Source organism: Mycoplana azooxidifex (assembly GCF_014196765.1).
Lineage (GTDB): Bacteria > Pseudomonadota > Alphaproteobacteria > Rhizobiales > Rhizobiaceae > Mycoplana > Mycoplana azooxidifex.
Genome location: NZ_JACIEE010000011.1, coordinates 156,791 through 170,971 on the forward strand (window position 1 = coordinate 156,791; position 14,181 = coordinate 170,971).

Sequence of the window (14,181 nt, forward strand, 5' to 3'; positions counted from 1 at the left end):
AGAACGACTGTATTGCCAGGGAAGCTATCGCAGGACGTCACCGATGGCGGCGAGCAGGATCTGCGCGTCGAAGGGCTTTCGGAACAGACCGCCGATGCCCTTTGCGCGATCCTGGTCGGTGATTTCGTGGCGGCCGGTGATCAGGAACACCGGCAGGTCCGGACGCGCCGCCTTGACGGCGTCGCGAAGTTCGAACCCATCCATGCCCGGCATGCCGATGTCCGTGATGAGCACGTCGATGCCTGAAAGACCGGCGCGCAGCAGCAGATCCGCGGACAGGAAGCTGCGAACCGAATAGTCGGCCGCCTCCAGGAGCTCCTCCAGCGATTCAAGCACCCTTGGATCGTCATCGACAACAGCCACGACAGGCCTTTGATTGGTCACGTTATGCTTCCTCCTGCTCGGTACGGATCAAGGCCATGTGCCCCGATCGCACCGTATTCTGTACGAAATCGCCGCTCGTCATTGTGCTGCCGCTGCTTCTCCGATCGGCAACGTAAAGATGAACGTCGAACCGTGCGGTTTGTTCGCCTCCACCCATAGGCGGCCGCCGTGCGACTCGACGATCGACCGGCAGATCGCCAGCCCCATGCCCATCCCCTGCTCCTTGGTGGTGAAGAACGGCTCGAATATCCTCTCGGGAATGTCGACGCCCGGTCCGCGATCGCTGATCTCGATCTGGACGATGCCCATCAGTCGGATCACGCGGATTCCAAGGACCCTTTCGCCGGTCGTGGAACTCATGGCTTCCGCGGCGTTGCGGATGAGATTGACGAGAACCTGCTGGATCTGCACGCGATCCAGCGAGACGGGCGGGAGGTCGCTCTCGATCGCCACGTCAATGCGAACGCGACGCCGTGCCGCCTCCTCGATCATCAGGTCGCGCGCCTCCATGATGATGCTGCCGAGCGGCGTGCAATCCTTCGCGGCCACGGACGGCCTGAACAGGGCGCGGATGCGGCTTACGACATCGGCAGCGGAGTTTGCACTGCGAATGATCCGCTCCACGGTACTCTGGGACCGCTCGATGTTCGGCGGTTCGGCCGAGAGCCAGCGCTGGAGGGCGCTCGAATAGGTCACCACCGCCGTGAGCGGCTGGTTGACCTCGTGGGCGATCGACGCCGAGAGTTCGGCGAGGCTGGCGGCCTGGCTGGCGCGTGCGAGGCTGTCCTGTGCCAGGCGGAGCGTCTCCTGCGTGCGGACCTCGCCGTCAATGTCCAGGCAGATGACGTTCCACTGCACGATCGCGCCTTCGGCATTGCGCATGGCGGCAGCGCGCGTCTCGACCCAGCGATACTCGCCATCATGACGCCGCAGGCGATGCCGGCGCGCATAGGGCTCGCCGGTGGCCAGCGAGTGGGCATACTTCTCCTTGACGCCCGGCAGGTCGTCCGGATGCACGCCGGCATCGAGCGTGCCCTCCAGCCGCGGCCTTCCGGACTTGTCCAACTCTTCCAGATTGTATCCGAGAAATTCGCGCAGTTGCTGGCTTCGATAGATGGGCTCGCCATCCGGTGCCGCGCAATCGATCATCGCCGGCAGCGTTTCGACCAGCTGCCAAAGCGCGCGCTCCCGCTCGCGCACCGCCTCCTCCACGCGCAGCTGATCGTCGATGTCGTGGCACAGGCCGTACCACTGGACGATGCGCCCGGTCTCGTCCCGCAGCGGCTCTCCGCGGCCCGACATCCACCGGTAGACACCGTCGTTCCGGCGCAGGCGATAGGTCAGCGAAAAGCTCTCGCCCGTGGCGATGGAGTGGTTCAGCGCCGCCGCCAGCCGGTCGGCATCATCGGGATGGGCGACGGCCGCAATCGCCGCCGGAAGTCCGGTCATTTCCGGCGTCTCGTAATCGCCGATATCCAGCCCGAGGAAATCGACCATGCGCTTGCTGAAGAACAGCGGATCGCCCGTCGGGCTCAACCGCCAGAGCAGGCTTGGAACCATGTCCACGAGTTGCGAAAGCTCCCGCTCCCGGTCGCGCAATGCTTCCTGCGCGCGCATCTCGTCGTCGATGTCGACGGAGATGGCGTACCAGTGCAGGATTGCCCCGCTCTGGTCCCGCAACGGCTCCGCACGACCATCGACCCAGCGATAGGCACCGTCGGCGCGACGCATGCGATACTTCATGGAGTACGGCACGCCGGTGGTCATCGACTGGCGGACCTTTTCCAGCAGGGTCGCAGCCTCGTCGGGGTGGACGAGTGTCCTGATGATGGTCGCCAGCCGGCTCATGCCCGGCTTGTCCAGCTCCGATACGGCCTCGAGCCCGAAGAAGTCCATCAGCCGCTTGTTGAAGAAGGTCGGCTCGCCTTCCGGCGTCAGGCGCCGGATATGGACCGGAACCATGTTGACGATCTGCGAGAACTCCCGCTCCCTCTGCCGCAAGGCCTCCTGCGCGGTCACGAGTTCGTCGATGTCAAGGCAGACTCCGTACCATTGCACGATCCGCCCGTCCGGGTCCCGCAACGGCTCGGCGCGGCCCTCGATCCATCGATAGGATCCGTCGGCCCGGCGCTGGCGATAGACCTTTGCGAAGGGCGTGCCGGTCTTGAACGAATGCGCGAGCGCCTGTTCCACGGCCGGCTGGTCGTCCACATGGACGTCGACCAGGGATCGCGAAGCGTCGGACGCCGTCAATTCCTCCAGCGTGATCCCGACCGAACCTGCCAGCCGCTTGTTGATGTAGGATGGCGTTCCTTCCGGCGTCGTGCACCATATCAGCGCAGGCACGGCGTCGATCATCTGCTGGAGCTGGCGCTCGCTGCGCCGCAGCGCCTCTTCGGCTGACACCTGATCCTCGATATCGTGGCACAGACCGTACCACTGGACGATCTTGCCCTCCTCGTCCCGCATCGGCTCCGCGCGGCTCGACATCCAGCGGTAGGTTCCGTCGGCGCGGCGCAAACGGTGCCGCATGGAAAAGCCGTGGCCGGTCGCGAGGCTCTCTCGCAGCCCCTCAGTCAGTTGCGCCGCATCGTCCGGATGGGCAATCTGTCCGATCGCTTCCAGCCGGCTCACGCCGGTCTTGTCGATTTCCGTCACATCGAAGCCCAGGAACTCGACCATACGCTTGTTGAAGAAGGTCGGCTTGCCGTCCGGAGCCAGTCTCCAGAGAAGCGCTGGAACCGTCTCGATGAGTTCCCGCAGCGAGTGCTCGCTCTTGCGCAATGTGAGCGCCGCCAGATGCTGCTGCCGGGACAAGGCGGCCACGATCAGCGCGGAGAAGGCCGAGATCGCCAGAAAAAGCTGCAGCATGATTTGATTGTGCTTCTGGGACTCGGCATCTCCCGCAAACTGGCTCGTACCGGAAACCGTGAAGATCCCTGCAATGAGCGCGAGGAAAGCGAGCGTGACGACCGCGCCCTTGAACTCGAAGCGCACCGCCGCCCACAGAAGCGGCGGCATGATGATGTAGGCAAAGGGGAGGTAGCCGCTCATGCAAAGGGCGGCGACGCCCAGGAAGATCAGCGACAGGATGCCGGCTTCCACCCAGCGGGCGGTCGAGAACTGTGCACTGCCGCGCCAGTTCTGGAACACGACCAACGCCAGTGGCGCCACGATCAGGACCCCGGTGGCATCGCCGATCCACCAGATGGGCCAGGCTGTCGCAAAGGGCTGTATGCCGAACCACGCAAGCGTGGCGCTGCCCACCGTGGCGCTGATGATCGGCGCAAGTCCGGCGCCGAGCACGGTCAGCGCCAGCACCTCCCGCACCGTTTCCAGCCGGACCGACCGGCCGCAGGCCCGCTTCACCAGCCATGCGCCGACCATGGCCTCGAGCGCGTTGCCGATGTTGATCAGGACGGCGACAGGCAGGGGATTGCCAAACCAGAACGCGTTGCCGAGCAGTTCTGCCAGAAGGCCCGCCAGCACCCACCACGGCCAGCTGTATGTCGGGGCAAGGATCAGCACAGCCATGAAAAGCCCGCTTGCGGGCCAGATGGAAATGCCTGTTCCGGGGACGATCGCGAGCAGGTGCGCAAAACCGCTGGCCAACACGTAGGCCACGATGAAAAGCCCCAGATGCAAGGCGTAAGGGCGGTTTTGCAAGTGAGTTGTCATCAGCTGCTCCAACCGGCTGAGGAAAGTCTGAGACTTGCCCGGCATTCGATATTCCTACCCCCTGGCCTACCCCTCTGGCCGCATTTTTTTCCAGGGTATCTGGAGCTTAGCCAAAAAACATCTGTTCCAAGGGATAGGTAGAGCCTTCATCCGGTCTGCGGCGGGTGGTTGTGGCGCCCGGCCGTCGCTTGCATTTTCGATTTCGCCTCCAGGACCGATTGGGCAATCGACGCCGGCCGCGGCAATGGGGTCTCAAAGAGGCCGGCGAGGAACAGGCCGGGAAAATAGAGGAAGTAGAGCGCGGTAAAAATCCGCGCTGCTATGATGTAGCCCCCTTCTGCGGGCTGGGCGCCCAGATAGCCGAGCGAGACGCAGGAAACCGCAAACATCCAGAAGATCAGCCTGCCCACCGGCCGGTACCGCATCGAACGGACGCGGGACGTGTCTATCCAGGGCAGGAAGGCAAGCGCCAGCACGGCGGAGCCCATGGCCAGCGCTCCTCCCAGCTTGTGCGGGATCGCCCGCAGGATGGCGTAGAACGGCAGGAAGTACCATTCCGGCACGATATGATGCGGGGTAGAGCCCGGATCGGCCGGAATATAGTTGTCCGTATGGCCCAGGAAATTCGGGATGTAGAACACGAAACAGGCGAAGAAAATCAGGAAGCAGCTCAGGCCGAACAGATCCTTGACGGTCGCATCCGGCGTAAACGGCACGGTCTCCGTCTCGATGTCCTGGACCTCGACGCCGGTGGGATTGTTCTGCCCGACGTGATGAAGCGCCCATATGTGAAGCACCACAACACCGACCAGCATAAACGGCAGCAGATAGTGCAGGGAAAAGAAGCGGTTGAGCGTCGGGTCCCCGACGGCATAGCCGCCCCACAGAAGCTCGACGAGCCAGTCGCCGACGTAGGGCACGACCGAAAAGAGGTTCGTGATCACCGTCGTGCCCCAGAAGGACATCTGCCCCCAGGGCAGGACATAGCCCATGAAGGCGATCGCCATCAGCAGCAGAAAGTTGATCATGCCAAGGATCCACAGCAGCTCCCTCGGCGCCTTGTAGGATCCGTAGTAGAGCCCGCGAAAGATATGGATGTAGACGGCGATGAAGAACATCGACGCACCGTTGGCGTGCAGGTACCGGATCAGCCAGCCGGAGTTCACATCCCGCATGATTTTCTCGACGGAGACAAAGGCGAGCGAACCGCTCGGCACATAATGCATGGCCAGCGTGATGCCGGTGACGATCTGGGAGGCCAGCATGAAGGTCAGAACGCCGCCAAACGTCCAGAAGTAATTGAGATTTCGGGGAACGGGATAGGATACCGCGGTGTCATGCGCGAAGCGAACGATCGGCAGCCGTGCTTCCAGCCAACGCTCGATACGGGACTTCGGTTGGTACTTGCTCTCGATCTTCATGGTCGTAAATCCTTGTCCTGCCCTGTCGCCGAAGACAAGGCCGTAACCCGCGCTGGGCTGGAACCGGCGATCACCGCCGGTTCCGCAGGCGCTGCCGCCGCGATCAGTTCAACCCGGCCTTCTCGAGGCCGAACTTGCTGTCGACGGAACCCGGCTCGGTCTTGAAGCCGATATTCAGGCGGTTCCAGGCGTTGACGACCATGACGATGAAGCTGAGGTCGGAGATTTCCTTTTCGGAAAGCTGGGTGCGGACGCGTTCATAGATATCGTCCGGAACGCCCTGTTCGGGCAGCTTGGTGAGAATTTCCGTCCAGGCGAGTGCGGCGCGCTCGCGGGGAACGAAGAGGGTCGAATCGCGCCAGGACGCGAGATGGTAGAGCCGCAGCTCGCGCTCGCCATGGATCTTCGCCTGCTTGACGTGCATGTCCAGGCAGAAGGTGCAGCCGTTCAATTGCGCTGCGCGCACCGCGACGAGGTCACGGATCGGTTCTTCGATCGCGCTTTCGCGGGTAGCGGCAAGGAATTCCGTGAACTTCTTGAGAAGCTCGGGCGACTGCTGTGCATAGTTGACGCGCTGGGTCATGGTCTCACCTTCACAGTTGAAAGAATTGATCCTCCGGGATCGGGTGCGACAATGGCGGCCCGGGCAAAGCCCTTCCATCGGGCCTGGGATGGAACGCTCTAATCCGCCGGCTCGGTCTGGAGCGCCAAGGCCCAGGAATTTCCGTGGAGAGCTCCTCCGGGCAACAGGTCGCGCTGTCGCGATGGTGGCCCGGCTGACCACAAGGTGCAGTTCGCCGATCCTTTCGTATGGATCGCCCCGGCGGCAGGCAGAGTACTTTTCGGGGCCCGACACCGGGCCGGCCAAATTCCCACCCTTTGGCCAACGCGACCTGTTCCATGGCTCGGCTGTGCGAAGGGGCGATTTTCGTGGGAACGGATACGACCGTGAGCCGTGTCAACCGAACGCGACAGGGATGATGAACACAGGGGTTTTTTCGGTTTCACCCTGTGGCCAACGAAATGGCAGTCGAGCGTCCCACCTGTCCGGCTCCGCTCCATTCCACCGGCAATCGACGGAGGGAAGGATGGCCAAACACAGACAAGAGCTGTCGGCGTTACCGTTGTCCGCGTCCATGCGGGCTGTTATAGTCGCGCCATGGCGCATCTGACTGTGAGTGTGGAATACGGGATCCACTGCCTTCTATGGTTGACCGGCCCGGACCGGGCGCCCGTCAGCAGCCGCGACCTGGCGGACCTGCAGGGAATTTCCGCCAGTTTCGTCGCCAAGATATTCCCGAAGCTCGAGAAGGCCGGAATCGTGCGCGCTTCGGAAGGCGTGCGCGGCGGATACGTCCTGGCGAAATCGCCGGGCGATATCAGCGTCCTGGAAATCGTCGACGCCATCGAAGGCAGGAAACCGCTGTTCGATTGCCGGGAGATCCGCGGCCGCTGCGCCCTGTTCGGCAATCCGCCGCCATCCTGGGCGACGGCAGGCGCATGCGCAGTGCATGCCGTCATGTTGCGCGCGGAAAAGGCGATGCGGGACGCGCTGGCGAGCCAGTCGCTTGGCGATATCGCGGGCACGGTCGAGCGCAAGGCCCCGCCCGACTTTTCGGAGCAGATCGGTGATTGGCTGGATGTCCGGGACGCAGCGCGTGCCCGCAGGACAGACCCGCCCGCCCGGGACGCCTGAACGACCCGGCGCGGCCGGGACGCATTCTCGGCGCTCCCGACGCATCGAGACACCCCAATCCTCGTAAATCGGCCAGCCATACCGATCGCTCGGCACACCCGACCCCATGCGTTCGCATAGGACGACAGACACCCCGGTAGAATAGTTCGCAGCCGTCATCAGGCGCATTCTCTGGTCCATGGATCACAGCGGGGCCCACCGGAAAAGCCGATGCGGCACGATGGACAGCCCCGATGAAAGCACAACGCCAAATCCAAGCAGAGGAAAGGAAACCGGGATGAAAATCGTCGTTATCGGAGGCACGGGCCTGATCGGATCGAAGACCGTGAGCAGGCTTAGGGACAAGGGCCACGAGGTCATCGCGGCCTCGCCCAATTCGGGGGTCGACACCCTCACCGGCAAGGGGGTGGCCGAGGCGCTGGCAGGCGCCCGGGTTGTTGTCGATCTCGCAAATTCCCCGTCGTTCGAAGACCAGGCCGTGATGGATTTCTTCCAGACGGCCGGGCGCAACCTGCTCAAGGCCGGGGCCGAGGCGGGTGTGCAGCATCACATCGCATTGTCGGTTGTGGGCACGGAACGGCTCCAGGGCAGCGGCTATTTCCGCGCCAAGTTGGCCCAGGAAGACCTCATCAGGAAGTCGGGCATTCCCTACACGATCGTGCACTCCACCCAGTTCATGGAATTCATGGGCGCGATCGCGAAATCGGGCATGGTCGGCGACAGCGTTCACCTGTCTCCCGCCTTCGTGCAGCCGATCGCCTCCGACGACGTTGCCGACGTCATGGCCGACGTGGCGCTTGGCCAACCGGTCAATGGAACGATCGAAATCGCCGGTCCGGACAAGGTGCGCCTCAACGAGATCGTCGCGCGCTACCTGAAGGCGACCAAGGACACCCACCCGGTGGTGGCCGACCCCCACGCCACCTATTTCGGCGTGGAACTGAACGATGCTTCGCTGGTACCGAGCGACGGCAAGCCCGCAAGGATCGGGCGGGTCCGCTTCGAGGACTGGCTGAGCCTGCAACTGGCGAATGCCTGAACCATCCCGCCCGCGGAGGCCGTTCGGGCCTCCCGGGCGAGACACGATTTTATTACCTCTCTGGAGAATTTAAGATGCTCAGGAAAGCAAGCTGGACGATAGCGTTTACACTCACGCTCGCTACCGGGGCCGTGGCCCACGACGCCGCGGGCGACAAGGCGAAGGTGACCCTCGTTTACGATCAGGCGCTTCCGAACGTATCGGGGAAAAGCATGCGCAGCGTGATCGTCGAATATGCCCCCGGCGGATCGTCGCCGGCGCACACCCATCCGCAATCGGCGTTCATCTATGCAACGGTCCTGGAAGGGTCCATTCGAAGCGGCGTCAACGGCGGACCGGTGAAGACCTACAAGCCCGGCGAGAGCTGGTCCGAGTTTCCGGGCGACCAGCACAGCGTCAGTGAAAACGCAAGCGCCACCGAACCGGCGCGCTTGCTGGCGGTATTCGTCCTCGACACGAGCGAAACCGAACTGGCGACATACGAAGATTGATCCCGCACGACATCGGTGCCCGATCCGTTCGGGCACCGACTATGAGTTTTCGCGGGTTGGCTGGAGGCAAGAGATGCGTATCGAAGACCTGAATTCAATGACGGCGGACCGCCTGATGGTCATCGATTTGCATTCGACGCTGCAGGCCGCCGCCCGCGCGCTTTCTGCGCCGAGAATGGGCCTGGCGATCGTTTCCGATGCGCATGGAAGTGCCGTCGGCGTGCTGAGCAAATCGGATATCATTCGCCACATCGGCATGGAGCGTCCCGCGAGCGTTTCCGCCGCGGATCTCATGTGCCGGGAGATGATCGCCTGCCAGCCGAACGACGACGTCCAGGCCGTCTGGCACACGATGGCGAAAAACAGCCTCCAGAACATGCCGGTTCTCGGCACGCTATCCGAGCCGCTCGGCGTGCTGGCCTTCGACGATGCGACGAAGGCTCTCTACGAGCAGGAGGCGTTGGAGGAACAGATACTCATCGGCTACATCGCCGGGATCGGCTACCGGTGACCGTCCTGCATCACGCGATGTCCGGGTAGATTTGCGGCCGAAGCCGGCAAGGCAACTGTTCGATCGACATACCCTGCGCACGAATTGCCCGCTTGGTGCGGGGCCTCGTGCCTGTCGTCTTCATCAGGCTTGGAAAGTACCGCTGGCCATGCGCGATCTTTTTCTCTCCCCTCTCGTGCAGGTCGTGCTTCTGGGGATTGCCGGCATCATCGCCTGGCACCTGCAAGGGCGCAATCGCGCGACCGCGCGGCTGGTGACACAGATCGCATTCTTCTCCGCCATGACGGCGATCCTGGTCGTGAACGACATCGCGCCGACGCAGTACGAGCCGATCAGGAGCGTCGAGGGTTACCTGCTCGTCACGGCCAAGCTGCTCTGGTGGGTCCATCTCGCCTGGGCGACGATCGGCTTCGTGCGCATCTACGTCGTCCTCGACGGCCGGCCGCGCGAGGCGCGGATGCTGCAGGACCTGATCGTGGCCGCCGTCTATCTCGGCGTCGCGCTTTCGGCTCTCGCCTATGTCTTCGGCATCGCCATCGGCACGCTGGTGGCAACCTCGGGCATCATTGCCATCATTCTGGGGCTGGCCCTCCAGAGCACGTTGAACGACCTCTTCTCCGGCCTGGCCCTGACGCTGGGGCGACCTTACGGAATTGGCGACTGGATCTTGCTGTCCGATGGCACCGAAGGCCGGGTCATGGAAAACACCTGGCGTTCCACGCACATACTGACGTCGACCAACAACATCGTGGTCTTGCCGAACAGCTATCTGGCGAAGATCGGGCTGACCAATGTGAGCCGTCCCGACGAGGCGCATCAGGTGATGCTGCCGCTGCGCATACGGCCGACGCACAGCCCCCGTTTCGTCCTCGAAGCCGTTCGCAAGGCGATGATCGCATCCAACCGGGCCCATCACGGTCACCCCCCGGTCGTGGCCTTGAAGCGCATGGACGCACTGGCGCTGGATATCGAGCTTCTCTTTCATGTTGCAAGCCACTCCGAGCGCACCGCCGCAAGGAACGAGATCGCCGATCTGGTGTATCGTCAGTGCAAGGCGATCGGGATCGCCCTAGCCCTGCCGGATACGGCGACCGTTCTCCTGGATGGCGCCGCGGCCGGTCCGCCTGCGCCCCAGACGGTCGAGGACCTGCTGCAATCCAGTCCGGTGTTCGAGCACCTCGAAAAGACCGGGATCGAGAAGATCGCACGCGGAGCGAACCTTCGATGCTTCGAGGCAGACGACCTTCTTCCGCCTGACGGGTCGCCCACGCTGATGATCATCCGGTCGGGCGCGGCCGTCGGGCTGCAGGGGGAGACCGAGGAGTTGCGGCTGGGTTCGGGTGATCTCGTGGGAAACCTCGGCGATGCGGACGAAGCGCTCACCTTCAAGGCACTGACCGGCCTGGAGGTTTTCGAGATCGATGGGCAGGCTCTGGAAACCGCTTTTCGCGATCTTCCCGCCCTTCGCACCGAACTCTCGCACCATCTCACAGGCGTGCCGCATCCGATGAAGATGGAAAGCCGTCCGGAGCACGGCGCCAAGAGCCCGTCCGCATTCCTTCGGACAATACAACACCGGTTTCGCCGACGATAGGAGAGGCAGAAAATTGCACGGACAAGTCCCGCCGCGGCATTCGAGCGCGGGGCGCGGGAATACGGCAATCTGCGCAAACAGCCGGAAAGAGACACCAAGGTGACCGAGAGCGACGACAGTGATTTCGACCGGCGGCAGGAGGAGCCCGTTTGGGACATCGTGGCCTATTGCAGGCAGACGGGCATCGATGAAGCCGAGGAAAGACGTCTGCTGAAGGTGCTCGGCCGCTACGCCTCGAGCCACGAACTGCAGATCAACATCATCCGACCGAAGCGCCCGACCCGATAGGGGTAACAGGACCGGAAGTCATCGCCGAGATACCGTCATCAGCGTGTCTGCGCTCCGGCACGCCTGAGGTAGACGACGAGATTGCACGCGGCCGCAAGCGCCGGCGCATGCCCCGCCTCCCGCTCCAAGTCGCAAGCATCGGGTCGGTCCCAGCTGCCCCGCGGGACGAACAGGGAGAGCAGCAGCGCATCTCCGTGCAGGGACCGGAATATATGCGGCTATTGCGTCCACGCCACCCTTGCCTCAGGCGGCGAGCCGTTCAGTGGAGGACATATGGGAATGAACCGCACCCTGGAGCTGGCCGAGGGTCGAGAACCGACGCTGGTCCAGATCGAAGACATGGAACTTGACGGCGACGAAACGCACCGCGCCCTCTTCGGGGATCGCGATGCCGACGGGCACGCCCGCATATTCGATGACTTGCTTGTTCATGACGTTGCTCTTCAAAACGCTTTGCTGAACCCGCCCTCGAAGGACGGCTAAAAAGGAAACTCGATACAAAGCAACGCGCAACAACACGATCGGCCCGCACCGGGCATCAAACCGGAACTCTCCATCCGCCTGCCTCCTTCGGTTGCGACTCGATAATCCATAATATTTATGTACTATTTTTCCGGGGCGCGCTCAACGGAAAAGCGCATGGGATTGGAAAAAAAATCTACCAATCCTCAGAAGGCACGCACTGTTGGAAAAATTTTTCTCAACGTCTGACAATCTCGCATCTTCATTTCGAAGGCACCGTCAACCTTTATGAACCGTCCCGCGCTTTCCGATATGCGACCGGCAACAGCGTCGAGCTCCAGGCGATCGCGCTGTCGAGCATCGGGACACCGAGCGCCCCGACTGTCACCGTCACGATCACGGTCGGCGGCGAAGACGCGCCGATCCCGGGTGCGCTCGTTTCGAGCGACGTCGAGATCGGCGCGCTCCTGGGCGGCGCCGTCGTCCAGTTCGTCACCTCCGACGATGCCGCGACCAAACAGGTGCAGGTCTACCATTCCGTTTCACCGACGCTGAACCGTGCGACGGACGCGGTCGGCGACCCGACCCCGGTGCGGCCGTCACGGTCCTATTCGATCCCGCTGGGAGACGTGACCCGCGAGACCGGCATCGCCAATGGCGATTTTGCCGACGCTTCCAACTGGTCGTTCACGGGCGCCGGCTGGTCGATCGGCTCCGGCAAGGCGACGCATTCGGCGGGGTCCGCCGGCACGATCACGCAGGCCTGTACGCTGACATCGGGTGCCACGTACAGGGTGAGCTACAGCCTGACCATGACGGACGGCTCCTTGCGGGCGAGGTTCACCGGCGGCACCGAACGCGACGGCACGCTGCGGTCGGCGAGCGGGACATGGAGCGAACGCATCACGGCCGCGGCCGGCAACAACACGCTTGTCCTCTCCGCACACGCTACTCTCGCCGGCTCCGTCGACAACGTCTCGATCTACCGCGAGACGGCGACGTGCCTTCCCCTCGGCACCAACTACGTCTGGCTCGAGCCGCAAAACGCGGACGGTACTCCCGGACCAGTGGCCGGTCCCTTTTCCCTGACAATCAGATGAGGATTTAGAATGGACGGCGTCCGCACACCCAACCTGACCGAATTCCCTGTCGCCGACGAACTGCTCGTCAATCGCGATGGCAGCTCGGGCATCCAGACCGTGGACAGCCTGGCGGCACAGCTCGTCGCCTCCGGTCCGATCGCGGACGCTATCGACGCCGTTGATGCGGGATATGTGGTCGATTACGCGACGCGCGATGCGCCCAATGGACTCTTCGGGGATCTCAGCCCGGCAGCCGGAAAGCTCGGCCGTGTCTTTGGTGATGCCACCGAGGCGTATCGCGGCATCTACCAGAAAGTCGGCGCGCCCGGTTCCGGCTCCTGGACACGCATCGGGCCGCTACCTGGTAGCGAGCTTTCCGGCAAGCTCAATAACACGATGGGTACCGGCGCCCTGCTCGGGCGGACGAGTTCAGGAACGGGTCCCGTACAGGAGTTGCCGTCGGCCACCGCGCGTGGCTTTCTCGCGGTCAACAACGTCGACAACACCTCCGATGCCAACAAGCCGGTTTCGACCGCGACGCAGGCGGCAATCGATGCCATTCGCGACGACGTTCCGCGCAACCACGAAATGGCGCACGCGTTCGAGGACAAGAACGGCGTCTTGCTGGGCGGCTTTCGCACGGACGGGCAGCTTGTCAGCCGGTCGGCAGCAGGTGCCCTGGTCGTCGGCTTAGGCGGGTCTGGATCGGGCTCGGCCGAACCGACTGCCTGGGAACACGTATGGGATAATGCGGATACCGGCAATGCTCTCATTGCGCCAGGAGACGGCCGGCTGCGCGTGTTCCTGCTCTATGGGCAGAGTTATTCGATTGGGACCATCGACAGCGGCAGCTATGCAGCGGCCTCGGCCTACAATTCGACTGCCTTCGACGCTTCAAATGCGCTGATGCCGTCAGTCGGGCTGCTCGTTGCAACGAACTTTTCGACCCTGACCGGGCTGTTCGAACAGAAGAACGGGAATGGAGCAACCGTCGAAACCGTCGCGTCCGAATGGGTAAAGGGCGTTCTTGAGGGATGGGATGCGGCGGGTCTGAGCCGCTCGCCTATCGCGGTTTGCGCGAGCGGCATCGGAGGCACGCCCGTGCAAAACCTCATGGTCGGCAGCGACGGCTTCAACGCGCTGATGACCAAGCTGGAGCGCATGAAGGCGGCGGCGATTGCGGCCGGGTTTACGGGAATCGTCGTCGACGCTGTCGCGTATTTCCAGGGCGAGGCCAACCGCTCGGACCCTGTGCGGGCAAGCCGTTTCGAGTGGGCACGGATGATGGCCCAGCTGCAAGAGGCGATCGAGTATCGCGCGCGGGCGATTTCGGGACAGATGGAGCCGGTGCCGATGCTGATCTCCAATATCAGCCGCAACTCGCTTCCGGCTGAAATCAATTCTGGCGCCATTCTCGCCGCCGAACGATCTCCCAACAAGTGGAGTTGCCCCCAAAAGACCGGACATGCTCAGGTTTGAGATTGCGAGCTGATGAACTCGCGCGGGGATTGATATCCTAAAGCGCTGTGCGGGTG

Annotated in this window: 14 protein-coding genes; 8 read left to right on the top strand and 6 right to left on the bottom strand. The window is 63.1% G+C overall.

The window, feature by feature from the left end; translation table 11 throughout:
* Positions 1–24: 24 nt before the first annotated feature.
* From GGQ64_RS23320 to GGQ64_RS23335, 4 genes are all read right to left on the bottom strand, one after another.
* A complete protein-coding gene (locus GGQ64_RS23320) occupies positions 25–384 on the bottom strand; it encodes a response regulator (RefSeq protein WP_183807736.1) in 360 nt (119 codons plus the stop codon).
* Positions 385–462: 78 nt separating this feature from the next.
* Entirely contained in the window at positions 463–4,062 is a 3,600-nt protein-coding gene (locus GGQ64_RS23325) for a PAS domain-containing protein (RefSeq protein WP_183807737.1), read from the bottom strand.
* Positions 4,063–4,208: 146 nt separating this feature from the next.
* On the bottom strand, positions 4,209–5,483 hold the full coding sequence (locus tag GGQ64_RS23330; RefSeq protein WP_183807738.1) for a cytochrome b: 1,275 nt from the start codon (positions 5,481–5,483) through the stop codon (positions 4,209–4,211).
* Between the two features lie 103 nt (positions 5,484–5,586).
* Positions 5,587–6,066 carry a carboxymuconolactone decarboxylase family protein gene (locus tag GGQ64_RS23335; RefSeq protein ID WP_183807739.1) on the bottom strand — a complete coding sequence of 160 codons (480 nt, stop codon included), beginning with the start codon at positions 6,064–6,066 and terminating at the stop codon, positions 5,587–5,589.
* 576 nt (positions 6,067–6,642) lie between these two features.
* Between GGQ64_RS23335 and GGQ64_RS23340 the strand changes: the two genes are divergently transcribed.
* The 6 genes from GGQ64_RS23340 (at position 6,643) to GGQ64_RS23365 (ending at position 11,102) form a co-directional block, all read left to right on the top strand.
* Positions 6,643–7,179, top strand: a complete 537-nt coding sequence (locus GGQ64_RS23340; protein ID WP_183807761.1) for an RrF2 family transcriptional regulator — start codon at positions 6,643–6,645, stop codon at positions 7,177–7,179.
* Positions 7,180–7,456: 277 nt separating this feature from the next.
* A complete protein-coding gene (locus GGQ64_RS23345; RefSeq protein WP_183807740.1) occupies positions 7,457–8,218 on the top strand; it encodes an SDR family oxidoreductase in 762 nt (253 codons plus the stop codon).
* 74 nt (positions 8,219–8,292) lie between these two features.
* Positions 8,293–8,709, top strand: a complete 417-nt coding sequence (locus tag GGQ64_RS23350) for a cupin domain-containing protein (RefSeq protein ID WP_183807741.1) — start codon at positions 8,293–8,295, stop codon at positions 8,707–8,709.
* Between the two features lie 73 nt (positions 8,710–8,782).
* Entirely contained in the window at positions 8,783–9,220 is a 438-nt protein-coding gene (locus tag GGQ64_RS23355; protein WP_183807742.1) for a CBS domain-containing protein, read from the top strand.
* A gap of 148 nt (positions 9,221–9,368) precedes the next feature.
* A complete protein-coding gene (locus tag GGQ64_RS23360) occupies positions 9,369–10,814 on the top strand; it encodes a mechanosensitive ion channel domain-containing protein (RefSeq protein ID WP_183807743.1) in 1,446 nt (481 codons plus the stop codon).
* Positions 10,815–10,913: 99 nt separating this feature from the next.
* Positions 10,914–11,102, top strand: a complete 189-nt coding sequence (locus tag GGQ64_RS23365; RefSeq protein ID WP_183807744.1) for a hypothetical protein — start codon at positions 10,914–10,916, stop codon at positions 11,100–11,102.
* A gap of 243 nt (positions 11,103–11,345) precedes the next feature.
* Here GGQ64_RS23365 and GGQ64_RS23370 read toward each other — a convergent pair whose 3' ends face one another.
* Entirely contained in the window at positions 11,346–11,534 is a 189-nt protein-coding gene (locus tag GGQ64_RS23370; protein WP_183807745.1) for a hypothetical protein, read from the bottom strand.
* Positions 11,535–11,770: 236 nt separating this feature from the next.
* On the bottom strand, positions 11,771–12,100 hold the full coding sequence (locus tag GGQ64_RS23375) for a hypothetical protein (RefSeq protein WP_183807746.1): 330 nt from the start codon (positions 12,098–12,100) through the stop codon (positions 11,771–11,773).
* Here GGQ64_RS23375 and GGQ64_RS23380 point away from each other — a divergent pair.
* Positions 12,086–12,664, top strand: a complete 579-nt coding sequence (locus tag GGQ64_RS23380) for a hypothetical protein (RefSeq protein WP_183807747.1) — start codon at positions 12,086–12,088, stop codon at positions 12,662–12,664. The two genes, GGQ64_RS23375 and GGQ64_RS23380, sit on opposite strands and share 15 nt — an antisense overlap.
* Before the next feature lie 9 nt (positions 12,665–12,673).
* Positions 12,674–14,125, top strand: a complete 1,452-nt coding sequence (locus GGQ64_RS23385) for a hypothetical protein (protein WP_183807748.1) — start codon at positions 12,674–12,676, stop codon at positions 14,123–14,125.
* The last annotated feature ends 56 nt before the right edge of the window (positions 14,126–14,181 follow it).